A 26,004-nucleotide genomic window follows, 5' to 3' on the forward strand; every position below is an offset into this window, starting at 1 on the left:
TAAGTCTCTTTACTAAAAGCAAAATTTTGGATAGTTTGTTTTGCTGTTTTAGCAGGGGTCTTATTAGACATGGCAGAAAAAGCGACAACAAAAAAACGTAACAGGCGTGATGAGATCTTACAAGCTCTTGCGTTAATGTTAGAAAGTAGTGATGGTAGCCAGCGTATTACAACGGCAAAACTTGCGGCCACCGTTGGTGTGTCAGAAGCTGCGCTATATCGTCATTTTCCAAGTAAAATGAAAATGTTCGATAGCCTCATTGGGTTTATAGAAGACTCACTGGTTTCGCGCATCAATCTGATTTTAAATGATGAAAAAGATACTATTATCAGAATCAAGTTAATATTAGCGCTAGTTCTAGGCTTTTCAGAGAAAAACCCAGGGCTAACGCGTATAATGACTGGTCATGCGTTAATGTTTGAGCAAGATAGGCTACAAGACCGTATTAACCAATTGTTTGAACGTATTGAATCGCAATTACGGCAGGTGTTGAAAGAGAAAAAAATACGTGATGGCCATGGGTTTATCCATGATGAGTCATTACTTGCCTCTCAACTATTAGCCTTTTGTGAAGGTATGCTCTCACGTTTTGTACGCTCTGAATTTCGTTATCGGCCAACGGTGGAGTTCGAAGCACGCTGGCCTTTAATTCTAGCTCAGTTACAATAACCGATTATTTATACTACTCACCCCGCCCGTTATTGGGCGCGGGGATTTTTTTATTCAATTCCGTATTGTTCTCGGTAAGCCTTCATTGCCACTAAATGTTCCTGCATTCCCTCTTTTTCAGAAAGATAGGTAATTAAATCACTCATCGTAATGATTGAATAAACCTTGCAGTGATAATCGCGTTCAACTTCCTGTACCGCTGAAATTTCACTTTTGCCTTTTTCTTGACGGTCAAGGGACAATAAAACACCATTCAACGTCGCTTTATGCTGTTTAATAATTTCCATAGACTCACGGATAGCGGTCCCCGCGGTAATCACATCATCAACGACCACGACTTTTCCCTGTAATGGGCTCCCCACGAGTATGCCCCCTTCGCCATGATCTTTTGCTTCTTTACGATTAAAGCAATATGGCATATCAATATCATGGTGTTCTGCTAGTGCGACTGCGGTTGTCGTTGCGATTGGGATACCTTTATACGCTGGCCCAAAAATGACATCACATTCTATTGCGCTATCTTGTAGCGCTTGCGCATAAAAACGACCGACAAGTGCCAAATCACGTCCCGTATTAAATAGCCCTGCATTAAAAAAATAAGGGCTTTTGCGACCTGATTTCAGCGTAAACTCACCAAATTTAAGCACCTGTTTTTTCATGGCAAGTTCAATAAAATCGCGCTGATAGGCTTTCATTGGTCATTCTCCTCATGGATTACTGTTTAATATCTGACAAAACGAATTAGAGACTATTTGTTATAAGTACCGTACTTAAAAACAAGGGTCGATCTCTAAGCATAAAAAAGGCGACTATTTAGCCGCCTAACGAATCATTAACTTATTTCAGCGCTTCTCGCTGAGCTTCAAAAATCGTTTCTAAGCCCGTTTTAGCAAGTGCTAATAATGCGAGTAACTCCTCATGGCTGAACGGTTCACCTTCTGCGGTGCCTTGTACTTCAATCATACGGCCGTCATCCATCATAACAACATTCATATCGGTTTCTGCGGCAGAGTCTTCAACATATTCAAGATCACACAGTGCTTCTTGATTAACAATTCCAACAGAAACTGCTGCAACCATCGATTTTAATGGGCTCTTAGCTAGCTTACCTTGCTCTACCATTTTGTTCAGAGCATCAACTAAAGCAACGCAAGCGCCTGAAATCGCAGCGGTACGAGTACCCCCATCGGCTTGGATCACATCACAATCTAGCGTTATGGTGTATTCGCCTAATTTTTTCAAGTCAACCGCAGCTCGTAAAGAGCGGGCAATTAACCGCTGAATTTCCATCGTGCGGCCTGTTTGTTTTCCTCTCGCCGCTTCTCGTTGATTACGTGAATTAGTTGCTCGCGGTAACATGCCATATTCAGCGGTTACCCAGCCTTGCCCCTGCCCTTTTAAAAAGCGTGGAACGCCTTCTTCAACAGTTGCATTACATAACACCTTAGTGTCGCCAAACTCAATAAGAACAGAGCCTTCTGCATGCTTGGTATAGTTGCGCGTGATATTAATCGGGCGCATTTGGTCTGCTTGTCTATCTGCTGGGCGCATGGTGTTATCTCCATTATCAACTCAAATTGGGACGCATTATACGTCCTTAAAGCGATAATGCCTATCCTGTCATCCCTCATAGCGTTATAATCCCCCTAATTTGATGATGATAGGAACGAATTATGATCCGAAGTATGACCGCTTTTGCCCGCCGTGATATCAAGGGTGAATGGGGGAGTGCGGCCTGGGAGCTGCGTTCCGTAAACCAACGCTATTTAGAAACCTATATTCGCTTACCTGAGCAATTTAGAAGCCTTGAACCGGTTATACGTGAGCGTTTACGTTCTCGCCTAACTCGAGGAAAAGTAGAATGTAACCTGCGTTTTGAGCTAGATGGGGCAAATCGTGGTGAATTAATTCTTAATGAGGGGCTTGCTCGCCAATTAATTAGTGCCGCTAATTGGGTAAAAAATTATAGCCATGAAGGTGAAATTAACCCATTGGAAATTTTACGTTGGCCTGGGGTGATGTCAGCAGGTGAGCAAGATTTAGACGCCATTAGCGAACAATTAATGGCAGGCTTAGATGAAACCATTGATGCTTTCATTCAAAGCCGTGAAGCTGAAGGCGCGTCACTGCATGCATTAATCGAACAACGCCTCGATGGTGTACTGGTTGAAGTAGCTAAAGTCCGCCAACATATGCCTGAAATTTTACAATGGCAACGTGACCGCTTGCACAGCAAGCTTGAAGAAGCGGAAATCCAAGTGGATAACAACCGTTTAGAGCAAGAGCTTATTTTGTTAGCACAGCGTATTGATGTTTCTGAAGAATTAGATCGCCTAGAAGCACATGTTAAAGAAACACGTAATATTCTGAAGAAAAAAGAGGCAACAGGTCGTCGCCTTGATTTTATGATGCAAGAATTTAACCGTGAATCAAATACATTAGCGTCGAAGTCAATCAATAGCGAAGTCACTAACTCTGCCGTCGAGCTAAAAGTATTGATTGAGCAAATGAGAGAACAAATTCAGAATATTGAATAACCCTCTTCAATAACTAAAAAATTAAGCCAATTGGTACTTGTATTGATTGGCTTAATTTTTAACAGCTTATCCGGGTATCCCCGCTCGTATTGAACGGGGTTTACGCCACTTTTGACTAATTGGCTTTGGCTTCTTTGAAGCCAGTGTTTTTATCGTGATGATAATGGAACGTAAATTGGAATATTATTGCTAATACTACGGTATAAGATGCAAAGACCAACCAAATCATTTGCCAATCTTTAACCCCATCTACCGTATAATAATCGACAACTAACCCACTTAAAATAGCGCCAAAATACGCACCAACGCCATTCACCATCGTCATAAATAAACCTTGAGCACTTGCCCGCATTCTTGTGTCGACTTCTCTTTCGATAAAGATAGACCCTGAAATATTGAAGAAATCAAACGCACAGCCATAAACAATCATTGACATGATTAAGAACATTAAGCCAATCGCAGATGGGTCACCAAACGCAAAGAAACCAAACCTTAATGTCCAAGCAAACATACTCAATAACATGACTGTTTTAATGCCATAGCGTTTTAAGAAGAAGGGAATTGCTAAGATAAAACCCACTTCAGCCATCTGAGAAATCGACAATAATATCGATGGGTACTGAACAACTAAGCTATCTTGGTATAGCGGGTTCAGGCCGAAATCATGCAAGAATGGGTTACCAAACGTATTGGTGATTTGTAAAACAGCACCAAGTAACATAGCGAATAAGAAAAACACCGCCATAATCGGTTTTTTAAATAAAACGAGCGCATCTAAACCTAGCTTACTGATCCAGCTACTTGAAATGGCTTTTTTATTGACATCAATTTTTGGCAAGGTTAGTGAATAAAGCGCTAAAAGTAATGAACAACCACCTGCAATATAAAGTTGCATACTACTTAGCTCAAATTTCAATAAGCTAATACTCCACATCGCCACAATAAAACCAATGGTACCAAATACACGAATAGGCGGGAAATTACTGACCGAGTCTAACTGATATTGGCTTAATGATGAGTAGCTAATACTGTTCGAAAGCGCAATGGTTGGCATGAAAGCCATCGCATTAATCAGCATCACCCAAAACATCACTGTCGAGTTGGTTACTGTAGCTGCATAAAATAAAGCCGCAGCGCCAATCAAATGACAAATCATATATAGCCGATTTGCTGGAATATATTTATCTGCAATTATCCCGATAATACCGGGCATTAAAATAGCGGCTACACCTTTCGAACTATAAACCATACCGACTTCTGCACCTGAGAAACTCAATGTTTTCATCATGTAAGAGCCGAGTGTAATCAACCAACTTCCCCAGACAAAATATTGTAGAAAAAGCATGATTTTTAAGCGGGATTTAATATTCATACGAAGCTCCGTTTGGAGTTACATTTATTCGTTTTTATTTTCAACTCAGCAATGGCGACACCCATAAGAATGACGACAACACCAACAAACTGAATGAATTCAAGAGGTAAATGCAATACCGTTACAGACAATAAAATAGTAACGGGAAGTTGCATTGAGCTAACAATGGTCGCTAGGCTGGTGCCAATAAGTGGAGTGCCCTTGGCAAACATCCACATACCAAAAAAGGAACCAAAAAAAGCGAGAGGTAATCCATAAGAGAAAAATAACGATTGAAACGTTGAAGCACTTAGCAAAAAGGTGGGTGGTACAACGATTGATGTCAAAATAGCTCCGCCTGTTACCATAATTGCAGAACGCATCATTGGGTCAGTTTTTATTGCTAAGGCCCCACTGACATACACGCGGATAGCATTTGATAATGCGGCTAATAGCCCTAATAACACACCAAGCCAATGAAACACCACCGTTTCACTATTCAGTAACCCTGTCGCCAGTACTGTTCCGATTAATATGACGACAACAGAAATTACCGTCATGAAAGGCGGTATTTGGCGCGTCAATACCGTATTAATTACTACCCCCATCCAGGTAAATTGCAAAAATAACACAACACCAAGAGCAGGCGATAAATACTGTAGCGATGCATAATACAGTAGCCCCGTTAAGCCTGTTGTTGTCCCCGTGAGTAACATCAACAACCCCTGCTGACCCGTTGGCCAGACTAAACGAACTCTTTTTACCCATGCGCCAACGACGACAAAAAACCAAAGTAATATCGCACCAAGTACCGTTTGGCTACCGATGACATCATTAAGGGAATACCCAGCACGATAAGCTAGAATGACTAACGTCGAAAGAATGCCATAACTACAAGCGCCTAAAGAAACTAGAATTAAACCTTTGAGTTTCATTTCAATATTCATCCTGCCTATACTTACAACATTCTTTATATTATTTTGAGAAAAAGAAGCTTAAAAAATTAGAAGCGTTCAATCACACCTGTCACTAACTTCAAGAAAGTTGCTTTGACTTTTTCTGCCGTTTCAATCACTTCGTCATGGCTGAGAGGTTGTTCTAAAATACCGCACGCCATATTGGTTAAGCAGGAAATCCCGACTGTTTTAATTTGTGAATGGTGAGCAACCAAGGCTTCAGGTACAGTAGACATCCCAACGGCGTCAGCGCCTAACGTTCTGATCATGCGAATTTCGGCAGGTGTTTCATAAGTTGGCCCTGTCCACCATGCATATACGCCCTCACGCACACTGACCCCTTGCTCTGTGGCAACATCTTTAATCGTTTGACGTAACTCTTTGTTATAGACTTCGCTAACATCCAAGAAGCGCACACCTAATTCAGGGTTATTTGGCCCAATTAATGGGTTGTTCGCCGTCAAATTAATATGGTCTGTGATAATCATCAGATCGCCTGGGTTAAACTCAGTATTCACTGCACCGCAAGCATTAGTAATAATCAGTTTTTCGACCCCCAGAGCTTTCATTAAACGCACAGGGAAAGTGACTTGATCAAGGGAAAAGCCTTCGTAATAATGAAAACGCCCTTTCATAGCAACAACATTTTTACCTGCGATAGTCCCTATGACTAACTCGTTGGCATGACCAACCGCCTCTGATTTCGCAAAATGGGGAATTTCACTATAAGGAATATGTACCGCATTTTCTAATGTGTCGGCGAATGGCCCTAATCCTGACCCTAAAATAATGCCAACAGTAGGTTTCATATCTGTGCGAGACTGAATAAAACTCAAGCTTTCTAAAATATCTTTTGTATGATGCATGGCGGTCTCCAAATTGACATCGACTAAAAATTGTTAAAATCGATCATAAAGCAATTTAAAAACAGAACAGCGATCTTAATCTCATTTTAAGAAAAAGTATTTCGGTATGATGTGTCGGACGAAACAGTATTTTATGCGTAGATTTGCTAATCTCTAGCGCAAGAGTTGGCAATAGAAAGGAGCGGGGCGCTTGTTACATACACTATTAAATGAATTTCGCACCTCAAAAAATTCAAAAACACAAAAACTCAAAGTCCTCTATCGGTTGATTCTTAACCATGGTCCAATTAGAGCTGAAACCTTGGCATCATTGGCCAGTATGAAGCCTGCCACCTGTGCAAGGCTGCTCGATGAGCTGAGTAAATGCCAATTAATTTCGACCTCAGAACTCGGAGAATCAACTGGTGGGCGTAAACCCATTCTGTATAGCATCAACCCTGCTGATGGTTATTTAGTTGGGATTGAAATGAGTGATATCTACTCGACCATTGTTTTACAAAACCTAAAGCTGGATATTTTAGGCATGGTCAAAGTGAAATATGAACACTTAGAAACAGCAGAAAACATGCTAGATCATCTGCTAAATAAGGTTAACACCCTGCTTGAGGAACACCATCTCAAGCTTGAAAGCTTGCTTGGCATAGGGATTGCTATCGACCATATTTTAGAGCGCGATAAACTACCTTATCACCAATATAGCGCCCGGATACAAGAGCTATATCGTTATATTACTGACAAAGTACCTTGCTTTGTATTACTCGGGAGTGGGATCAGCTTTGCGGCTTTTGCTGAATATCGCTTACGCTATGCCTCTGATAGCCAAAGGTTTTTATTCACTACTTGTGATACTGACATCCGCAGCTGCACCATAATTAATAATCACTACGCCCCTGCGCCTATCAGTACCGCCCAAGCATTTGGTCACACCACGATTGATATCAATGGCCAACGCTGTGAATGTGGGTCATTTGGCTGTTTAAAGCAGTATAGCTCACTATCTGCGATTAAAACCCGAATAATAAAACAACTTCGCTTAGGAAAGCCCTCAGTTATCAATGAATTAGTTAATCATGAATCTGAGATTAATTACCATATTATTTTCAAAGCGTTAACCTTGAATGATGCATTGTGTCTTGAGGCACTTGAAGAAGCTGCCTATTATTATGGTATTGCGATTGCTAATGCCGTTTTGATCACGCAAGCGGATGTCGTTGTATGCGGGGGCACATTAACACCTAAAAACCACTTTTTTGCGGTGACTAAAAAATCCATTGAAGACAAACTGTCTATTTTCCCGCATATTAAAACACGTATTTACCCAGCAAATGACTCTTATGAAATTGTCGCTCAAGGGGCTGGGGGGATGGTGATACAAAACTATCTTTCTGATTATTAAGCTATTTCATTAATGATTATAACCTGTAAACTGCATGAGTTATTCTACAGTTTCCATTATGCGAGAGGGGCACATGGCTGAATTTGAAAGTATCGACAACGTAACAAAATCAAATATATTACAGCAACTTAAGTCTGCCTCTCCCCTTGTCCACTGCATGACCAATGATGTCGTTCAAACCTTTACAGCCAATGTACTTCTTGCCTTGGGTTGTTCCCCCGCCATGGTCATTGAGCCCGAAGAAGCGGAGCAATTTGCTGCCATAGCCAGTGGGTTATTAATCAATGTAGGCACGCTAACTGCACCGCGGCAGCATGCTATGCGTTTAGCGGTACAGAGTGCTAATGCTGCCAATAAGCCATGGGTGTTAGACCCTGTTGCCGTGGGGGCGCTGAGTTTTCGGACACAATTTTGTCAAGAGCTACTCACACTAAAACCCGCCGCTATTCGTGGCAATGCATCCGAAATCATGGCATTAGCCGGTGAAAGCCTTGGTGGGAGGGGGGTTGATTCCCTGAATACCACGAGTGATGCGCTACCGGCAGCTCAGTTATTAGCGCGAAAAACGGCTACAATCGTGGCAATTAGCGGCGAAGTTGACTACATCACCGATGGGGCGCGAACGATTGCCGTCATAGGGGGTCATCCATTAATGACTCGAGTGGTTGGCACTGGGTGTGCGCTTTCTGCTGTTGTTGGCGCATTTTGTACCTTAACTGGCGACCGTTTACAGCATGTTGCAACAGCATGCGCATTAATGAAACAAGCAGGAGAAACAGCGACACGACGGTGCCACGGTACAGGCAGTTTTATCCCTGAATTTTTAGATGCCATTTACCAGCTAAATTAATCACTTATTGATAAAGAAAATAAAGTCGCTAAGTTATAACCGCGTTTTCTTTCCTCTAAGTTTTCTCGACCAATGGCGAAAGTTATCCCTGAAACGAATAAATCGATAGATAAGGTTTTTGTGATCAGGTTCGATACCGTAAAAACGTTGTAAAGCAATTAAGTCATTAGCTTTGCAAATAGACAAATTACCATAATCTGATAAATCAATGACTTTCAATCCATTGTCCGTTAAAACAAAATTCCCCGTATGGACATCATTAGAAGATAACCCGTATTGATGTAACTGATGAATGACCGATTTCATCTCCTCATAGTAAGGCGTGATATCGTCAAGCTCAGAGAGTACTGTCCCTTCTACATACTCAGCAATAATCCACGTTTCGATTGATTCACGGCATTTTATTTTTTCAGCCACAAAGTAAATATCATTTGTAACAGTACAGCCTTTATTTTGAGCGACAACTAAGCGTTTTAATAAGGTTGAATAAAAAGGCCCAGAGATAATGCGCATTATTCTCTTTTCAAGGCGTTTATCACGCTCTTTTTCACACTTAATAATAAAATTCCGACCATCAATATTAATACGTGCAACACTTCTATCGATATTGCCACTACCTAAATTTTTGCCATCAATTTTCCCTTGAATAAAATCATTAATAACCTGCCAAAAATCGATTGTTCCCTCTTTTTGATAAGTCACAAAACTATCCATTTGTTTTTTTATTATTTTTTGCATGACAAAAAGCCAGTTTATTTAAGTAGATCAGCTGATGCTAGCAAAGGGGAAAAGGCATTTCTTAGCGATTCTTGCAAAATCAGCGAATAAAATGAGTAATTGTGGCATTTAGCACAAAATAGATAGGGTTTTAGCGACAATACGGGGACTTGACGCATAGATTGGCCAATTCGATGACCAATCTATTTCAGGTTGATAAGCTTAGTCGTTACCAAACAAGTCACGGGTATAGACTTTACTCGCTACATCTTCCAGCTCAGGCACCATACGGTTGGCTAAAATAACGTCGCACTGAGCCTTAAATTCCGCTAAGTCATTGACCACTTTTGAACGGAAAAACTCAGGTTCATTTAAAACAGGTTCATACACCACCACTTCAATGCCCTTGGCTTTGATGCGTTTCATCACACCTTGTACCGCTGAAGCACGGAAGTTATCAGAGCCCGCTTTCATCACTAAGCGATAAACCCCTACTTTGTGTGGTGCTTTAGCAATAATAGCATCAGAAATAAAGTCTTTACGGGTACGGTTGGATTCGACAATGGCGTTAATCAAGTTATTTGGCACGTCATCGTAATTAGCCAGTAGCTGTTTGGTATCTTTCGGTAAACAATAACCGCCGTAACCGAATGATGGGTTGTTATAATGGCTGCCAATACGTGGGTCTAAAGAGACACCTTCAATGATTTGGCGTGCATTTAAACCACGGCTTTCTGCATAAGTGTCGAGTTCATTAAAGTACGCCACTCGCATCGCCAAATAGGTATTGGCAAACAGTTTAATGGCTTCGGCTTCGGTTCCATCGGTAAATAACACCGGAACGTCTTTTTTAATTGCACCTTCTAGCAGTAAATCAGCAAAAACCTTTGCACGCTCAGAACGCTCCCCGACCACAATGCGGGAAGGGTGTAAGTTATCCCACAGAGCACGGCCTTCACGTAAAAATTCAGGGGAGAAAATCACGTTGGTGTAACCAAACTCTTCACGTAAACGCTCAGTAAAGCCCACAGGAATGGTGGATTTCACAATAATCGTGGCTGCGGGGTTAATGTTATTCACGTCATGAATAACAGATTCAACCGATTGAGTATTGAAGTAATTGGTTTTTGGGTCGTAGTCTGTTGGCGTCGCCACTATCACATACTGCGCGCCCGTATAGGCTTCGTTTTTATCTTCTGTGGCACGGAAATTGAGCGTTTTCTCCGTTAAGAATTGCTCAATTTCAGCGTCAACAATCGGTGATTGATGATTGTTTAGCATTGCCACTTTTTCAGGGATGATATCGACTGCAACCACTTCGTGATTTTGTGACAGTAACATGGCGTTAGATAGGCCGACGTAGCCGGTCCCTGCGATTGCTATTTTCAAACTTGCCTCTCAATTTCTGCTACGGATGTATTATTTTATTGATGGTAATAAGAACGATACCAATCAACAAAGGCCTGAACACCCTGCTCAATAGATACTTGTGGACGATAACCTGTCACATTAAATAGGTCTTCAGTGTCTGCCCAAGTTGTGTAGACGTCCCCTGCTTGCATAGGTAAGAAGTTTTTAATGGCCTCTTTACCGAGCGCTTTTTCCAACGCTGAAATAAACTCAATCAATTTAACGGGCTGCCCATTACCAATATTATAAATACGGTATGGCGCACTACTTTCTGCCGGTGAGGCACCGTTATTGTGCGGGTCTGCTTGTGGAATTATATCCGAAATACGGATCACACCTTCGACAATATCATCAACAAAAGTGAAATCACGGCTGAGATTGCCGTTATTATAGACATCAATGGGCTCCCCCGCCAAAATAGCTTTAGTAAATTTAAATAAGGCCATATCTGGCCGGCCCCAAGGGCCATAAACGGTAAAGAAGCGCAGCCCTGTTGTAGGCAACTGGTATAGATGTGAGTAGGAGTGCGCCATCAATTCATTGGCTTTCTTCGTTGCTGCATACAATGAGATTGGGTGATCGGTTGGCATATCGGTAGTAAATGGGGCCTTATCTGTCACGCCATACACGGAACTAGAAGAAGCATACACAAGGTGTTTTACTTTGGCTTGGCGGCAACCTTCTAAAATAGCTAGGTGACCCGTTAAATTGCTATCTGCATAAGCAAATGGGTTTTCCAACGAATAACGAACCCCCGCTTGTGCCGCAAGGTGAATAACCCTATCGAATTGCTCTTGGGTACACAATACCCTGATGGTTTCGCGATCGGTTAGGTCAAGGTGAAGAAAACGAAATAGCGGAAATTGTTCTAATAAATGTAAGCGGGATTGTTTAAGGCCCTGATCATAGTAAGCATTAAGGTTATCAATACCGACGACCTCATGCCCACTTTCTAATAAACGCTGACATAGCCTAAAACCAATAAAGCCTGCACTTCCCGTGACCAAGTATTTCATATTCACCATCTTCTAGCATTAAACCATTTCCAAGCTCTAATTGAGCGTTTTGGTCATTTAAATAAACTGACCTGAATATAAGACACAAAAAGTCAAAAATGGTTTTATCGCTAACCGAATAATAAATAAAAAATTTTCCTTTTAAAGAAACGTTAAGGTTAGATAGGAAGAAAGGTAGACGATATAAAGATAAAATCAGTAGCAGGTATGGTTAGATACCTGCCACAACTTACTGATATTTAGTTGTTATCTACTTTATCTGCGGATTTTAAAGTGCGGTAAATATAATTACGATAGCTATCTAGTAGCTTCTGGTCTTCGCAATCATTCAATTTACCCTCACAAAGATGGCGCATCTTAATATTAGCCTCATAGAATGGCGAAACCTTTAAATTTGCGCGCTCCAATAGGATACCCCCTAAGAAGGAAATATCGGTTAATGGGCCTATTTCAATATGTGTCCCTGATTTCAAATTATCACGTAACGTAAATTGAGTCAGGTAAGCTGGTGACGACAGAGGGGAATTATATTGATTTAAACTAATACCCGGCTGGTGATCACCAAAATACAAGAACATTAGTGGGCGGTCTCGCTTTTCAATAAAGCTAGCAAAGTCACGGATTGATGCATCTGAGGCAATAATTTTCTCCATATAGTGGCTAAATTCACCGGCAGCATCTGCCTGTTTAATTTTGTCTTTTATCCCGTAATCATCACTGTGGCTCTCTTTATAAGGCCCATGCTCATACATTGTTAAAGAGAAAATAAAAACAGGTTTGTCCGTTTCTTTTGCTAAAATTTCTTTGACATATTTCAGCATATCTTCCGTGCTGATTGTCCATAGATTATCTTGTAATTTACCTGGATAACCGAGTTCTTGTGGCTGGATAATTCTATCGACACCGAGGGTTTCATAAGCATGACCTGAATGGTAAGCCCCTTTATTAAACGGTGTTAAGACAACTGTGTAATAGCCATTGGCTTTCATTTCTTTGAATAGGCTATTTTTTAAGTTATCGACAATAAAATAAAAAACACCGCTTTTTTGTGCACCAAAATCATCACTATTTAAACCTGTGAGCGCTGAGAACTCTGATAACCAAGTACCACCGCCAAAAGTCTGAACCCGCATTTGGCTAGATGCAGCAACACCCTCATCTTGCTGGAACATGAATAATTCAGGAAGTTTTGTCCCAGCAGGTAAATCATAAATATTTGGGTTAACCGTTGATTCTTGAAGTAATAAAACAATATCTGGCTTTTCTGAAGGCGTTGTATTTTCTAACGTTACCGTTGCCGCTTTCTCGATGAAATAATCCGCAGAACCTGCAAATTGTGGTGATTGATAACTCGAGTTTTTTGCAGACATGATAATATTTGTGACTGTCCCACGGCCCTTAGGTAAAGTTTGAGACCACCGATCATAATAATGGTCGCTTGTAAAACTCGCCCCAAAATAACCCGCAACAACTAAGATCAGCCCAACAATACGTGAAGTTAATGATTTAGATGATGACACTAGGCGCCAACTGATAACACCATTAACCACTAGCAAAATAACCAAGGCGACCAAGGCAACACCCGCTAACCAATAATGGCCCAAGGTGCCCATATTGGAGGTATCGGTCATGATGTTAATATCGGTGAAGAAAAGTTGTTCTTTGTAGTAATGAACTTTTAACTGGTTTAAAAATTTAATGATAATAAACAAGGTACTGGTAATAACCACTGAAAATAACCAGCGAGCTGTAAGCACCATTAAAACACCAAATAAGGTAGCATATACACTGATTGAAATCAGCGCAGGATAAATCACACTCCCTTTTTCAAACACTAAAAAAAGTGAGCCAATAAAAATTAATGCCAGATAAAAGCCTGCAAATAACTTTTTCTTCATCGGTTTTACCACAAGGTTAATATTGAAGGTTTGCTATGAAGCACTACTATAACGGACTAAAACACTCAGTTTATTCAACGAAAATCCCTTTATCACGCAAATAGTGCCCATCGCCTTTACGACGAGTAAAACCGCTTTTATCAAAAAACTCAAGAATTTGAATCGCAAGTTTTCGACCAATGCCCAATTGATTACGAAAATCCGCCGCAAAAATCACTTCATTTTCTAAGCAATAACGATGGATCTTCGCAGCAAAATAGCTAATTTGCTCATTGCTGTAATAACGGTCACGCACAATCGCGATAACTAACCCCATTTGTGCGGCTTTTTTAAGTACGCGCCGCATTGTCTCTTCTTCATAGCCACTTTCTAATGCGAGATCACGTACCCACCAAGCCTCATTACGAGAAAATAACGGGTAAATCTGCTGCCAAATTAATTGTTGCTCAGCGTCGAAAACCAACCCATGCTGAGGCATATGTAACCAACCGCGCGTTTGCTTAATGACCTTTTCATCAATAAGGTCATTAATCAGCTTAAACACTAGCGCTTCACTCATAGAAGGGAGGGCCATGCGTTTTAATCGGGCTTTCCCAACCCCGATTTGGTCACTATGGACTTGGTTAAATTTCTCAAGGGTCTGTACTAAACGCTCTTTAGCCACTTGGGCTTTAAATGCTGACAGTACATTGTTACCGACACGCTCTGCATCTGTTTGCACCAATAAGCTTTCTACCGCTTCATGGGTTAATTGCCGCGCCCAGCTGTATTCCTGTAAATTAAGCTCCCCCTGAGGAAGTTGTAACTTAAAGTGCGCAAGCTCATCATGCTCTTTACACAGCTTTGATAACCAATCTAAAAACTCGGGAAGCCTTTTGCCACGACGCGGGGAGACTAAGCGGATCACACGTGCCCCGCCTAATGTCTGGCGAGCACTTATATCACGGATAATCAGCCGGTCATTATCCACTAACCATAATGGAGTATCTAAAATTAACTCGGCAAGAATGGGGGTTTCCCCTTGCTCCACTAATAAAGATACACGTCCGGTAATGTGACTTGCTCCATGATAAAGATGTACAGGTTGCCAATGCTTAATTAATGCGTCACATTCCAGCTCAACAATCACACGGTTTGCAATAAAGGCCGGTTGCTGAGACAACAGCCAATCACCTCGAGTGATGTCTTCTTTCGCGATATCACCGGATAGGTTCAATGCCACACGGTCACCCGCTTGCGCACAGTCTGAGGATTGATTTTGCCGATGGACCCCTCTGACTCTAACCGGTTTATCTGCACCAGTAACCCATAGTGAGTCCCCGACTTGTATTTTCCCTGCTAACGCAGTTCCCGTCACCACAATCCCAGCCCCTTTTACATGGAAAACTCGGTCAATGGCTAAACGAAAACGGCGCTGCAAATTTTCATGAGCGCCGTTGAGTTGATGTAACTGTTGTAGATATAAACGTAGTGATTCAACACCACGCCCATCTTCGCTAGAGGTGATAAATAATTTAGCGTCAGGCCAACCTTGCCGTGCTAGCTCTGATTTAGCTTGTTGTATCACTTGTTCAATACGTGAATGGTCAACTCGGTCAGCCTTGGTAAGGATTAACGTGATATCTTGGCAGCCAGCGAGCCTTAAAATGGATAGATGCTCAAGTGTTTGAGCCATTACACCATCATCACATGCCACAACCAGTAGAGCATGGTTAATGCCGCCAACCCCAGCTAGCATGTTCGCTAAGAATTTTTCATGCCCTGGCACATCAATAAAGCCGATTGCACTACCATCCTGTTGCGGCCAATAGGCATAACCGAGGTCAATCGTCATCCCACGTTTTTTTTCTTCGGGAAGGTGAGATGTATTTATACCTGTAATCAATTGAATTAATGATGTTTTACCATGGTCAACATGGCCAGCTGTCGCAAAAATCATGAAAGTAAAACCTGTAATAAAGCATGTTCATCATCAAGACAACGCAGGTCAAGCCACAGCTTGCCTTCTTTCATACGACCAATAACGGGTTGAGGTAGCCGCCGCCATTGGGAGGCAAGTTGTTCCAGCGTACTGCCTTTTCCATCTAATGGTGCAAAAGTCACCGCAAAACTCGGTAACCGGTCAATAGGTAGCGAGCCGCTTCCTATTTGCGATAAGCAAGACTCAACTTCCACAATAAACTTGTCACCGTAAAAAGCTTGCAGTGCTACTAAGATATTTTCTGCGCTCCTTTGGATCACTTCTGGCTCACGGGTTAACCATCGCAAGGTCGGTAACTCAGTAACTAGTTTTTCAGGGGTTAAATAGAGTTTTAGGGTAGCTTCAAGCGCAGCTAACACCATTTTATCAACGCGCAGTGCGCGTTTTAACGGGTGCTTTTGGATTGCCTCAATCCATTTTTTCTTCCCTAAGATAATCCCTGCTTGTGGCCCACCAAGAAGCTTATCACCGGAAATAGAAACTAAATCAACACCTTGAGCAAGATAGGTTTGAGGCATTGGCTCAGCGGGTAACCCCAAGGTTGTCATATCAATCATGGAGCCACTACCTAAGTCAATCGCCGTCGGTAACTGGTATTTTTTGCCCAGTTCCGCTAATTCATCTCCCTCTACCTCAGCAGTAAACCCTTCGATGCTATAGTTACTGGTATGCACCTTCATTAACAATGCAGTTTGCTCATTAATTGCATTTTCATAATCACGTAAGTGAGTACGGTTTGTTGTGCCCACCTCAACCAGTTGGCAACCGGCCTGTGCCATCACATCTGGTACGCGAAAAGCCCCGCCAATCTCGACGAGTTCACCACGAGAAACAATGACTTGCTGACCATTCGCGACTGTTGCCAATAATAACAAAACTGCCGCTGCGTTATTATTAACAATGCATGCATCCTCTGCCCCTGTTAATTCACAGAGTAAATCCGCAATCGCGCGGTCTCTGTGACCACGCATGGCGCCATCAAGAGAATATTCTAGTGTAACTGGCGAATTCATCACTTGGCTAACTGCATTAATCGCCGAGGTTGGCATTACTGCTCGACCTAAATTGGTATGCAGTACCGTTCCCGTTAGATTAAAGACGCTTTTTAACGCACTTTGCCCTAATGTTTGGTGGCGGACAGATAGTTCTTTTAGCCAGTCATCGTGCCAAGCGGGTAATTTTCCAAACTGTGAAATACAAGTTCGGGCTTGTTCTTGCATTTCACGTAAGCATGCTGTTACCCAATGCAATCCTGATTGCTCGACCAATACTTGTACTTCATCAAGCTGCAATAATTTATCGATTGCAGGAAGTTGGCGATATAAAACAGAATTTGATTCAGCCATAGTTACGATTCTCTGTTTGTTACCGCTTATTTTTCACCAGGGAATAAGAACGGGTTAATACTGCTACGTGCAAAACCTTCTTCTTCCATACGTGCATCCAAAATAATTGACGCTAAATCATCAGCAACTGCTTCGACTTTAGCTTCTTTCTCTTGGTAAAGGATCTTCAGATAACTTCCACAATCACCACAACTTTCCGCTTTAATGGCTGCGTTTTCGTCATCCAGTGACCAATAATTCAGTTGGCCTGTTTGCTCACAATTGCTGCATTTCACACGCACCATGTGCCATTCGGTTTCACATAAATTACAGTGTAAATAACGCAGCCCCTGCGAAGTCCCAATTTGTACAATGCTTGATACAGGCATGCTATTGCATACTGGGCAGAAATGACGGTGGTCACCATGTTCCGCGCGCGCTTTACCGGGGATATTTGCAGCCATTTGCGCCCAATACACAGATAGAGCAGCCCAAATAAACATGGATTTTTCCGCAGGGACTTTCTCAAACTCCTCATTTAATAACGCGGTCGCCATTGCCTCTAATTCAGTTTCGGATGCTTTATCTAAGTTTTCTAATGCTGGGCGAACTGATTCAGGGACAATTGGCATTAACTCAGCGATAATAGCGGTCAATAATTTGTGCCAATGTGTTGTACGTGGGAAGGTTTTTGCATCTAAGGGGGAGTTGTTTGTATTAATTGAACGCTCAAGAATAGGCGCCATATCCACGTCTAATGGATTATCATGTTGTGCATTATGTTGCGCAGTAGCAACTTCAGCTGCAAAATTCAGATAATCTGCAAAGGGATGCTCACCAATACCGAGTTCTTTCAACCGCTCAGCACGGCGTTGATATAAACTTTTTAGGTTAGGAAATAGAACCGGAGGAATAAAACCAATTCCTTTTTCTTTCAATCTTTCTTGCCCTAACTCTTCTTTAGGAACGATACGAATACCCATTGCGTTCTCTCTTTTCTATTTTTTTATAACGACAATCCCCGAGAAATGGCTGACCATTTTCCCGAAGCGTCTTTGCTCATCATATTTTATATCCGCGAAAGCGGTGCTCTAATACTCAGGATAAAACAAAAGTAGCGTTGAGGCTACTCTGGCCCTCGAATTATCTATGATATAACCCCGTAGTAGATCAAGGTAAATGTAAATCAGGATGATGGTTGTTTTATTTGATATAAATAAATTGTTATCTCTAGGATAAAAATTCTGGAGTTGTGGTTTGGAGTGATTATAACTGCAAGCTTATGATGTAAACAGCCTTCTATTTGCAACAGAAATTGGTATTTTGTCCTTATTTCAAGATGTTTTTTTTATTGCTGTTGTTCAATCAGAACGAAATAAAAACATAAATATAATTAATATCTATTGTATCTTTTAGATAAAGATAAATATAAAAAGCACTTATGGTCAATAAATACGCGACCAAATACTATTCGGTCGCGTATTAATAAAATAACAATTTTGCTTCCTTAGAGGTATAACAGCCCCTTTGGTACAATCAAAATACCAAATAAAAAGCAAATATCATTAATAACCAGTTAGTCTTTAGATTTTCAGTAACTCAGGGTAATACATACGTTTAATTGCGAGCTCTAAACCTCTAACCTCCGCTAGACCTTTTAGACGCCCTATGGCGGAATAACCCGGGTTAGTCACTTTCTTCAAATCATCCAAAATTTGGTGACCATGATCTGGTCTCATTGGAATTGGTGCAAGCCCCGCAGCATGGCGTTTTTGTTCAACCGCTAAAATGGCTTTGACCACTTCAAACATATCGACATCGCCTGCAATATGATTTCCTTCATGGAAAGTATTTGGGTTGTTTTCTCTCACCGTTGAACGTAAATGTGTGAAATGAATACGATCACCAAATTCATTAATCATTTTTACTAGGTCGTTATCGGCTCGCACACCATAAGAACCTGTGCACATAGTAAACCCATTATGAATGCTATCGCAGCTTTGCTTAATAAACCGCATATCTTCAATGGTAGAAACAATACGTGGTAGGCCTAAAATTGGGCGTGGAGGGTCATCAGGGTGAATAGCTAAAACCACATTTTCTTCTTCACACACAGGAACGATTTTCTGCAAGAAATAACGTAAGTTCTCACGTAACTGATTTTCATCAATATTATTATACAGCGCCAAGCGCTCACGGAATTGGTCTAATGTATAACCTTCTTCTGCGCCCGGTAACCCTGCAATGATGGTTTTAATCAGGTTTTCGATATCATCAGATGACATATTGGCATAATACTCAGCCGCTTCTTTAACTTCTTGTTCTGAATAACTCGCCGCCGCATTTTTACGTTTTAAAATATGAATTTCAAACGCAGCAAAGGCAATATTGTCGAACCGTAACGCTTTGGAGCCATCAGGTAGCGTATAAGCAAGGTCAGTACGCGTCCAATCTAGAATTGGCATAAAATTATAGCAAATGGTCTTAATACCACAGGATGCTAAATTACGGATACTTTGCTGGTAATTTTGAATATAGAAATCAAAATTACCTTGTTGAGTTTTAATATCTTCGTGAATAGGAATACTTTCCACGACAGACCAAACTAACCCAGCATCTTCAATGATAGATTTACGCTTTAAAATCTCCTCAACACTCCAAACTTCACCGTTAGGAATATGATGGAGCGCAGAGACGATTCCCGTCACCTCTGCTTGCCTAGCATCACTTAAAGAAACAGGGTCATTAGGACCGTACCAACGCCACGTATGCTCCATGAGTACTTCTCCTGCGATTATTCAAAAATAGTCTGATAAGGAATTGTTTCAAATAAGTAACCATCAAAATTGGGGTCATCAAAATCAGAAAGCTGCATTAGCGTATTTTTGACATTTTCTAAATGCTGCCACATCTCTTTTTTAGCCAATTCAGGATCACGTTTTTGTAGTGCATTTAAAATATTTTCATGATCAATCAACCACTTCTTCCGGTAAGTCGTATTGTCGATATGCTCATGTAGCTTATCCCACATAGGGCTTTGTAACCGCACAGCCCAGATATCATCAATAATCTTCGCCATCATGTCATTCTTGCTTGCGCGAGCAATTAACACGTGGAACTTATGATCATTAGCATCGTCACTTTCATTATTTGCGACTTTGATTCGCTCATCTTCTAATAATGCGCGGATCTCTTGAATATCGGCTTTTGTTGCTGATAAAGCAGCACATGCTGCTATCGCACTTTCAATCACTTGGCGCGCTTGCAGTATTTCAAAAGGGCCATGGTCTAAGCTTTTGACTTCATCAATTAATAGGTCTGGGTGATTGATGACATAAACACCAGAACCTTTCTTGATAGAAACCAATTTTTCAATTTCCAACATGATGAGTGCTTCACGTACCAATGAGCGACTAACATCATATTTTTTAGCGATCTCACGCTCTGGCATTAAACGACTTCCTATCGGATATTCACCAGATGCAATGAGCTCTTTTAACTGCTGACCTAGGTATTGGTACGAGCGGTATTGAGTTTTCATATATATGTACAACGCGTTGTCGAATTAAATTTAGTTCTTCCATTGTAGATTATCGTCCCTCACCACAATGGTCAACCAATTTATCCACTATTTCTGCAAAATTAGTTAACCAATTTGTGATCAGATTCACTTATTGTCGTCTTTTTAGTCATTGTTTTTTAATTTATCGATTGATAGAGTGAAAAAAAGAAGATTTGGTTAACCAATAAATAAACCAGTTTGAGTGTAAAGGGGTAATTTGGTTGATCAGTTGGTTAACAAGTAATAGGGATTTAGGCCAAAATGAAAATCATAAAAGCAGAAGTCTTTGTATGTAGCCCCGGTCGTAATTTTGTCACATTAAAAATTACTACTGATGAAGGCATATATGGACTCGGTGATGCCACCCTTAACGGGAGAGAACTCTCAGTGGCATCCTATCTTCAAGATCACCTCTGTCCTCAGTTGATAGGCCGTGACCCACATAAAATCGAAGATATTTATCAATTCTTCTATAAGGGAGCCTATTGGCGCAGAGGCCCAGTTACTATGTCCGCCATTTCTGCGATTGATATGGCACTGTGGGATATTAAAGGCAAAATTGCCAACCTTCCAGTTTATCAATTACTCGGTGGAGCTTCTCGTGAAGGTGTGATGGTTTATTGCCACACAACAGGCACCGATATTGCCGAAACACTAGATAACTACGCGAAATATAAAGAAAAAGGTTTTAAAGCGATCCGTGTGCAGTGCGGCATACCAGGAATGGCAACCACCTATGGGCAGAGCAAAGGAAAAAACCTTGCTTATGAACCTGCCACAAAAGGCCATCACCCTGAAGAGCAATTTTGGTCAACCGAAAAATACCTCGATTTTATGCCCAAACTGTTTGAAGCCGTACGCGACAAATATGGTTTCAATGAACACCTTTTACACGATATGCACCATCGCTTGACCCCTATTGAAGCAGCTCGCTTCGGTAAAAGTATTGAAGATTATCGATTATTTTGGATGGAAGACCCAACACCAGCGGAAAACCAATCTTGTTTTAGATTAATTCGTCAACATACCGTCACCCCAATCGCTGTAGGTGAAGTTTTTAATAGCATTTGGGATTGTAAACAATTGATTGAAGAGCAACTCATCGATTATATCCGCACCACAATCACGCATGCTGGAGGGATCACGGGTATGCGCCGGATTGCTGATTTCGCTTCTCTTTACCAAGTCAGAACAGGTTCTCATGGTCCATCTGACCTATCCCCAATTTGCCATGCTGCCGCCTTACACTTTGATCTATGGGTACCAAATTTCGGCGTTCAAGAGTTTATGGGCTACTCCGAAGAAATGTTATCCGTATTTACGACCAACTGGACGTTCAATGATGGTTATATGCACCCAAGTGATAAGCCCGGTTTAGGTATCGATTTTGATGAAAAACTGGCAGCGAAATACCCGTACAACCCAGCTTATCTTCCAGTTGCTCGTCTCGAAGACGGCACGTTGTGGAACTGGTAATTTTTATTTTATTCGGAGTCAAATATGAAAGCTGTAAAATCGGTAGTAATTAAAGAACCTAATACATTATTGATTGAAGAGCGTTCAGTTCCTGAGCCAACTGAAAATCAAGTACAAATAAAAGTTCGCTTAGCCGGTATTTGTGGTTCTGACAGCCATATCTACCGTGGCCATAACCCATTTGCAAAATATCCACGCGTGATTGGCCATGAATTTTTCGGTGTCATTGAAAAAGTCGGTTCCAGCGTAGACAGTAAACGCATTGGTGAACGAGTCTCTATCGACCCTGTTCTCAGTTGTGGTCATTGCTACCCATGTTCAATTGGTAAACCAAATGTTTGCGAGACACTAGAAGTATTAGGCGTTCATACTGATGGCGGGTTCACTGAATATGTTAATGTCCCTGCGGCAAACGCTTATACCATTCCCGATTCAATCAGCGATGAATGTGCCGTTACCGTTGAACCATACTCTATTGCCGCCAACGTGACTTCGCATGTTCACCCAACTCAAGATGATGTCGCATTAGTCTATGGTGCGGGTACGATTGGGTTAACCTGCGCACAGGTTCTTAAAGGAGTTTATCAGGTCAAAACCTTAATTGTGGTTGACCGCGTGACTGAACGTTTAGCAAGAGCAAAAGATTGTGGTGCTGATATTATCATTGATAATTCACAAAGCCCACTGCCAGAACAACTCAAAGCACTGGGGCTCCGCCCAACGTTAGTACTTGATGCAGCTTGCCATCCCGCTATCTTACAAGAAGCCATCTTGATTGCTTCCCCCGCGGCAAGAGTTTCTATTATGGGCTTTTCAAGTGAAGCAAGTGCCGTTACACAGCAAAGTATTACCAGCAAAGAGATTTCATTATTTTCTTCGCGTCTGAATGCCAAAAAATTCCAAGAAGTAATTAGCTGGATAGAATCTAAAAAAATTGACCCAACAAAAATCTTAACCCATCAGTTCCCATTCACTGAAGCGCAAGAGGCAATATTAACCTTTGAAAAAGACCAGAAGACCTGCTGTAAAATTCTTTTAACCTTTTAATTTAATTAAAAAAACTAAATCCGATTTTGGATACTACTCTACGTGATTAATAGGATAATAATATGAATACTCAGTCAATTGACCCATCAGGGAAAGTGGAACGCAGCTCTGGCGATCTGACCAAAGCTGCAGTTTCAGGCTGGCTAGGAACCGCTCTGGAGTTTATGGATTTCCAGCTTTACTCGTTAGGCGCAGCACTTGTTTTCCATGAAATATTTTTCCCTGAACAATCCGCTTCAATGGCATTAATTCTTGCTATGGGAACTTACGGTGCCGGATATGTCGCACGTATTGTTGGTGCGATTTTCTTTGGTCAAATGGGCGACCGAATCGGCCGTAAAAAAGTACTCTTTATCACCATCACCATGATGGGGGTGTGTACTACATTAATCGGGGTATTACCAACCTACGCACAGGTAGGTATCCTCGCACCGCTGTTATTAGTTCTCTTGCGAATTATTCAAGGTTTAGGGGCAGGCGCTGAAATTTCGGGTGCAGGCACCATGCTGGCAGAATATGCACCAAAAGGCCGTCGTGGTATTGTGGCCTCATTAGTGGGTCTGGGAACAAACTGTGGCACATTAAGCGCAACTGCAATTTGGGCTGTTATGTTCTTCTGGTTAGATAAGTCAGACTTACTGGCTTGGGGCTGGCGTGTACCTTTCTTGGCAAGCTTCGTGGTAATGCTGTTTGCAGTATGGTTACGACTGAATCTGAAAGAAAGCCCTGTATTTGAGAAAGTGCAAAATACGGAAGAACAAGAAGCCAAAGTCGCAGTACAAGCACCACCGAAAGAAAGTTTCTTTGCCATGTTTAAATCTAAAGCATTTTGGTTAGCGACTGGCATTCGTTTTGGCCAAGCAGGTAACTCTGGGTTAATTCAAACTTTCTTAGCAGGATATTTAGTTCAAAGCCTATTGTTTGATAAGAGTATTCCAACTGATGCGATCATGATCAGCTCCGTTGTCGGTTTCCTAACTATTCCTGTAATTGGTCTGATATCAGATAAATTTGGTCGTCGTATTCCTTATATTATTCTTAGCTTATCTGCCATGTTGCTCGCCTATCCGATGTTATCTGTCATCGTCGATGGCGCGAACAGCGTTAGCTTAATTACCATCTGTATTATTATCGTTCATAACTGTTCAGTACTCGGATTATTTGCCTTAGAAAATATTACGATGGCTGAAATGTTCAACTCACGTAACCGTTTTACTGGTATGGCTGTAGCCAAAGAAATTGGTGGCTTAATTGCCTCTGGCTTAGGCCCAGTTCTAGCAGGCATTTTCTGTAGCATCACAGGAAGCTGGTGGCCAATTGCAATCATGATCATCATTTACTCTGCCATTTCATTAATCAGTGCCATTATCATGCCTGAAGTGAAAGATCGTGATTTAACCAGCACGTTGGATGCGGTTGAAGAGGCTGAACAACAAAAAGGTAAAGTGAAATATGCAACTGTCAACCAATAACCTAAACCAATTACCCGCCACAATCAAAGTACCAAGCTATGATAGGGAGCAGGTAAAGGTAAAAATGCTTCACTTAGGTTTCGGCGCGTTCCATCGCGCCCACCAAGCCATCTTTGCGGATATTTTAGCTACGGAGCAGCAGAGTGATTGGGGTTTTTGTGAGGTCAATTTAGTCGGTGGGGAACAACAAATTGAAGATTTACTCGCTCAAGACTGCCTTTATAACGTAGTTGAAATGCAAGGCGATAATTGGCAAACCCGTACTGTCGGTGTGGTAAGAGAAGCATTACACCCAACCATTCACGGAATTGATGCCGTTATCAATCGCATGTTAGACCCTAATATTGCCATCGTTTCCATGACGGTTACTGAAAAAGGTTATTGTTATGTGCCCGCGACAAGCTCGATTGATTTTGCGAACCCCGCTATTGCGCATGATTTAGCCTCACCAAACACCCCTAAATCACTGCCGGGTCTGATTGTTGAAGCCTTAAAACGCCGCAAGGCACTGGGTATTGCACCATTTACAGTCATGTCCTGTGACAATATGCCTGAAAATGGCCATATTACGAAAAATGTCATTTTAGCGATGGCTGCAAAACAGGATATTGCATTGGCCAATTGGATTGAAGCCAATGTCACCTTTCCATCCACCATGGTGGATAGAATTGTGCCTGCCATGACACCAGACACCGCAGAAAAAATTCAATCCCAACTAGGCCCTGTCGTTGACAAAGTCGCCATTGCCTGTGAGCCATTTCGCCAGTGGGTGATTGAAGACAATTTTGTCGCGGGTCGCCCTGAGTGGGAAAAAGCGGGCGCTCAGTTAGTCACAGATGTCGTTCCATTTGAAGAAATGAAGCTGCGCATGTTAAATGGTAGCCACTCATTCCTTGCTTATTTAGGTTATTTGGCTGGTTACCAATATATTAATGAATGCATGCAGGATAGTGCTTATGAAAAAGCAGCTTATCACCTGATGGTCAATGAGCAAGCACCAACGTTATCCATCAAAAATGTGGATTTACCCGCCTATGCTAATGCCCTGATTGAACGTTTTAAAAATACGGGGTTGAAACATCGTACTTGGCAAATCGCTATGGATGGAACATTGAAATTATCTCAACGTTTACTCGATTCTATCCAAATTCATCTGAAAAACGGCCAATCATTTGATTATTTAGCCTTAGCTGTTGCGGGATGGATGCGTTATGTCAGCGGAAAAGATGATCATGACGTAGAAATTCAAGTCAGCGACCCACAGGCTGTAAAGTTGGCCGAGCTCGTTGCAAACAGTACTGATGATGAAAGCCGTGTTCGCACACTACTTTCTCTTAACAGTTTGTTTACCGAAGAACTGGTTAATAATTCGTTATTTACTGAAAAGGTGACTGCATTCTACCTTTCACTACGTGATAACGGTGCCAAGAAAACTGTTGAAGCTCTCAACCACCAGCACGACTTATAATAACATT

At 41.6% G+C, this 26,004-nt stretch carries 22 protein-coding genes; 8 read left to right on the top strand and 14 right to left on the bottom strand.

The genetic code is table 11. The features are described from left to right. Positions 1–69 precede the first annotated feature (69 nt). Positions 70–669 (top strand): nucleoid occlusion factor SlmA, encoded by a 600-nt coding sequence (gene slmA / locus ABE954_RS21635; protein WP_042846742.1) that lies wholly within the window; start codon positions 70–72, stop codon positions 667–669. 50 nt (positions 670–719) lie between these two features. On the opposite strand, the gene pyrE is transcribed toward slmA, so the two are convergent. Together pyrE and rph are read right to left on the bottom strand one after the other, a co-directional pair. Continuing rightward, positions 720–1,364 carry an orotate phosphoribosyltransferase gene (gene pyrE / locus ABE954_RS21640; RefSeq protein WP_042846743.1) on the bottom strand — a complete coding sequence of 215 codons (645 nt, stop codon included), beginning with the start codon at positions 1,362–1,364 and terminating at the stop codon, positions 720–722. A 142-nt stretch (positions 1,365–1,506) separates the two neighbouring features. After that, positions 1,507–2,220 (bottom strand): ribonuclease PH, encoded by a 714-nt coding sequence (gene rph / locus ABE954_RS21645; RefSeq protein WP_042846744.1) that lies wholly within the window; start codon positions 2,218–2,220, stop codon positions 1,507–1,509. 122 nt (positions 2,221–2,342) lie between these two features. Here rph and ABE954_RS21650 point away from each other — a divergent pair, with 122 nt between their 5' ends. Continuing rightward, positions 2,343–3,206 carry a YicC/YloC family endoribonuclease gene (locus ABE954_RS21650; RefSeq protein ID WP_042846745.1) on the top strand — a complete coding sequence of 288 codons (864 nt, stop codon included), beginning with the start codon at positions 2,343–2,345 and terminating at the stop codon, positions 3,204–3,206. 115 nt (positions 3,207–3,321) lie between these two features. Here the strand turns inward: ABE954_RS21650 and ABE954_RS21655 are convergent, their stop codons facing one another. The 3 genes from ABE954_RS21655 to ABE954_RS21665 all read right to left on the bottom strand — a co-directional run bounded on the left by ABE954_RS21655 (position 3,322) and on the right by ABE954_RS21665 (position 6,379). Beyond that, positions 3,322–4,578, bottom strand: a complete 1,257-nt coding sequence (locus tag ABE954_RS21655) for a nucleoside permease (RefSeq protein WP_048605687.1) — start codon at positions 4,576–4,578, stop codon at positions 3,322–3,324. Beyond that, on the bottom strand, positions 4,575–5,492 hold the full coding sequence (locus ABE954_RS21660) for an EamA family transporter (RefSeq protein WP_371025683.1): 918 nt from the start codon (positions 5,490–5,492) through the stop codon (positions 4,575–4,577). The genes ABE954_RS21655 and ABE954_RS21660 overlap by 4 nt, the downstream gene beginning before the upstream one ends. A gap of 68 nt (positions 5,493–5,560) precedes the next feature. Next, entirely contained in the window at positions 5,561–6,379 is an 819-nt protein-coding gene (locus ABE954_RS21665) for a purine-nucleoside phosphorylase (protein ID WP_048605686.1), read from the bottom strand. Between the two features lie 190 nt (positions 6,380–6,569). Here ABE954_RS21665 and ABE954_RS21670 point away from each other — a divergent pair, with 190 nt between their 5' ends. After that, complete coding sequence (locus ABE954_RS21670) at positions 6,570–7,775, top strand: ROK family protein (protein ID WP_042846748.1); 1,206 nt, start codon at positions 6,570–6,572, stop codon at positions 7,773–7,775. A 73-nt stretch (positions 7,776–7,848) separates the two neighbouring features. Beyond that, on the top strand, positions 7,849–8,625 hold the full coding sequence (gene thiM, locus ABE954_RS21675; RefSeq protein WP_080972684.1) for a hydroxyethylthiazole kinase: 777 nt from the start codon (positions 7,849–7,851) through the stop codon (positions 8,623–8,625). A gap of 33 nt (positions 8,626–8,658) precedes the next feature. Here the strand turns inward: thiM and ABE954_RS21680 are convergent, their stop codons facing one another. From ABE954_RS21680 to ABE954_RS21720, 9 genes are all read right to left on the bottom strand, one after another. Continuing rightward, positions 8,659–9,363, bottom strand: coding sequence for a lipopolysaccharide core heptose(II) kinase RfaY (locus ABE954_RS21680; RefSeq protein WP_129467284.1), 705 nt, complete (start codon positions 9,361–9,363; stop codon positions 8,659–8,661). Positions 9,364–9,564: 201 nt separating this feature from the next. Continuing rightward, positions 9,565–10,731 carry a nucleotide sugar dehydrogenase gene (locus ABE954_RS21685; protein ID WP_042846751.1) on the bottom strand — a complete coding sequence of 389 codons (1,167 nt, stop codon included), beginning with the start codon at positions 10,729–10,731 and terminating at the stop codon, positions 9,565–9,567. 35 nt (positions 10,732–10,766) lie between these two features. Beyond that, complete coding sequence (locus ABE954_RS21690) at positions 10,767–11,768, bottom strand: NAD-dependent epimerase (RefSeq protein WP_042846752.1); 1,002 nt, start codon at positions 11,766–11,768, stop codon at positions 10,767–10,769. Between the two features lie 239 nt (positions 11,769–12,007). After that, positions 12,008–13,666, bottom strand: a complete 1,659-nt coding sequence (locus ABE954_RS21695; protein ID WP_071548792.1) for an LTA synthase family protein — start codon at positions 13,664–13,666, stop codon at positions 12,008–12,010. A gap of 70 nt (positions 13,667–13,736) precedes the next feature. Beyond that, positions 13,737–15,605 carry a selenocysteine-specific translation elongation factor gene (gene selB, locus ABE954_RS21700; protein ID WP_048605678.1) on the bottom strand — a complete coding sequence of 623 codons (1,869 nt, stop codon included), beginning with the start codon at positions 15,603–15,605 and terminating at the stop codon, positions 13,737–13,739. Further along, entirely contained in the window at positions 15,602–16,993 is a 1,392-nt protein-coding gene (gene selA / locus ABE954_RS21705; protein WP_042846755.1) for an L-seryl-tRNA(Sec) selenium transferase, read from the bottom strand. The genes selB and selA overlap by 4 nt, the downstream gene beginning before the upstream one ends. Positions 16,994–17,019: 26 nt before the next feature. Next, entirely contained in the window at positions 17,020–17,955 is a 936-nt protein-coding gene (gene fdhE / locus ABE954_RS21710) for a formate dehydrogenase accessory protein FdhE (RefSeq protein WP_048605675.1), read from the bottom strand. Between the two features lie 600 nt (positions 17,956–18,555). Beyond that, on the bottom strand, positions 18,556–19,749 hold the full coding sequence (uxuA, locus tag ABE954_RS21715; protein WP_042846757.1) for a mannonate dehydratase: 1,194 nt from the start codon (positions 19,747–19,749) through the stop codon (positions 18,556–18,558). Between the two features lie 17 nt (positions 19,750–19,766). After that, on the bottom strand, positions 19,767–20,513 hold the full coding sequence (locus ABE954_RS21720; protein WP_004906196.1) for an FCD domain-containing protein: 747 nt from the start codon (positions 20,511–20,513) through the stop codon (positions 19,767–19,769). Positions 20,514–20,795: 282 nt separating this feature from the next. Here ABE954_RS21720 and manD point away from each other — a divergent pair, with 282 nt between their 5' ends. The 4 genes from manD to ABE954_RS21740 all read left to right on the top strand — a co-directional run bounded on the left by manD (position 20,796) and on the right by ABE954_RS21740 (position 25,997). Then, positions 20,796–22,010 carry a D-mannonate dehydratase ManD gene (manD, locus tag ABE954_RS21725; protein ID WP_166686678.1) on the top strand — a complete coding sequence of 405 codons (1,215 nt, stop codon included), beginning with the start codon at positions 20,796–20,798 and terminating at the stop codon, positions 22,008–22,010. 24 nt (positions 22,011–22,034) lie between these two features. Next, positions 22,035–23,057, top strand: a complete 1,023-nt coding sequence (locus ABE954_RS21730; protein ID WP_042846758.1) for a Zn-dependent oxidoreductase — start codon at positions 22,035–22,037, stop codon at positions 23,055–23,057. Positions 23,058–23,119: 62 nt separating this feature from the next. After that, positions 23,120–24,529, top strand: a complete 1,410-nt coding sequence (locus ABE954_RS21735) for an MFS transporter (RefSeq protein WP_042846759.1) — start codon at positions 23,120–23,122, stop codon at positions 24,527–24,529. Continuing rightward, positions 24,510–25,997: a mannitol dehydrogenase family protein gene (locus ABE954_RS21740; protein WP_166686679.1), complete on the top strand. Its 1,488-nt coding sequence runs from the start codon at positions 24,510–24,512 to the stop codon at positions 25,995–25,997. Before ABE954_RS21735 ends, ABE954_RS21740 begins: the two co-directional genes overlap by 20 nt. Positions 25,998–26,004 lie beyond the last annotated feature (7 nt).

This window comes from Providencia sp. TYF-12 (genome assembly GCF_041344805.1).
GTDB classification, from domain to species: domain Bacteria; phylum Pseudomonadota; class Gammaproteobacteria; order Enterobacterales; family Enterobacteriaceae; genus Providencia; species Providencia huashanensis.

Coding starts and splice junctions, on each gene's coding strand:
- ABE954_RS21720 (WP_004906196.1), bottom strand. CDS start 20,513: ATGAAAACTCAATACCGCTCGTACCAATACCTAGGTCAGCAGTTAAAA.
- selB (WP_048605678.1), bottom strand. CDS start 15,605: ATGATTTTTGCGACAGCTGGCCATGTTGACCATGGTAAAACATCATTA.
- ABE954_RS21680 (WP_129467284.1), bottom strand. CDS start 9,363: ATGCAAAAAATAATAAAAAAACAAATGGATAGTTTTGTGACTTATCAA.
- ABE954_RS21695 (WP_071548792.1), bottom strand. CDS start 13,666: ATGAAGAAAAAGTTATTTGCAGGCTTTTATCTGGCATTAATTTTTATT.
- ABE954_RS21665 (WP_048605686.1), bottom strand. CDS start 6,379: ATGCATCATACAAAAGATATTTTAGAAAGCTTGAGTTTTATTCAGTCT.
- pyrE (WP_042846743.1), bottom strand. CDS start 1,364: ATGAAAGCCTATCAGCGCGATTTTATTGAACTTGCCATGAAAAAACAG.
- slmA (WP_042846742.1), top strand. CDS start 70: ATGGCAGAAAAAGCGACAACAAAAAAACGTAACAGGCGTGATGAGATC.
- ABE954_RS21740 (WP_166686679.1), top strand. CDS start 24,510: ATGCAACTGTCAACCAATAACCTAAACCAATTACCCGCCACAATCAAA.
- ABE954_RS21735 (WP_042846759.1), top strand. CDS start 23,120: ATGAATACTCAGTCAATTGACCCATCAGGGAAAGTGGAACGCAGCTCT.
- ABE954_RS21690 (WP_042846752.1), bottom strand. CDS start 11,768: ATGAAATACTTGGTCACGGGAAGTGCAGGCTTTATTGGTTTTAGGCTA.
- fdhE (WP_048605675.1), bottom strand. CDS start 17,955: ATGGGTATTCGTATCGTTCCTAAAGAAGAGTTAGGGCAAGAAAGATTG.
- uxuA (WP_042846757.1), bottom strand. CDS start 19,749: ATGGAGCATACGTGGCGTTGGTACGGTCCTAATGACCCTGTTTCTTTA.
- selA (WP_042846755.1), bottom strand. CDS start 16,993: ATGGCTGAATCAAATTCTGTTTTATATCGCCAACTTCCTGCAATCGAT.
- ABE954_RS21650 (WP_042846745.1), top strand. CDS start 2,343: ATGATCCGAAGTATGACCGCTTTTGCCCGCCGTGATATCAAGGGTGAA.
- ABE954_RS21730 (WP_042846758.1), top strand. CDS start 22,035: ATGAAAGCTGTAAAATCGGTAGTAATTAAAGAACCTAATACATTATTG.
- ABE954_RS21660 (WP_371025683.1), bottom strand. CDS start 5,492: ATGAAACTCAAAGGTTTAATTCTAGTTTCTTTAGGCGCTTGTAGTTAT.
- thiM (WP_080972684.1), top strand. CDS start 7,849: ATGGCTGAATTTGAAAGTATCGACAACGTAACAAAATCAAATATATTA.
- ABE954_RS21655 (WP_048605687.1), bottom strand. CDS start 4,578: ATGAATATTAAATCCCGCTTAAAAATCATGCTTTTTCTACAATATTTT.
- rph (WP_042846744.1), bottom strand. CDS start 2,220: ATGCGCCCAGCAGATAGACAAGCAGACCAAATGCGCCCGATTAATATC.
- manD (WP_166686678.1), top strand. CDS start 20,796: ATGAAAATCATAAAAGCAGAAGTCTTTGTATGTAGCCCCGGTCGTAAT.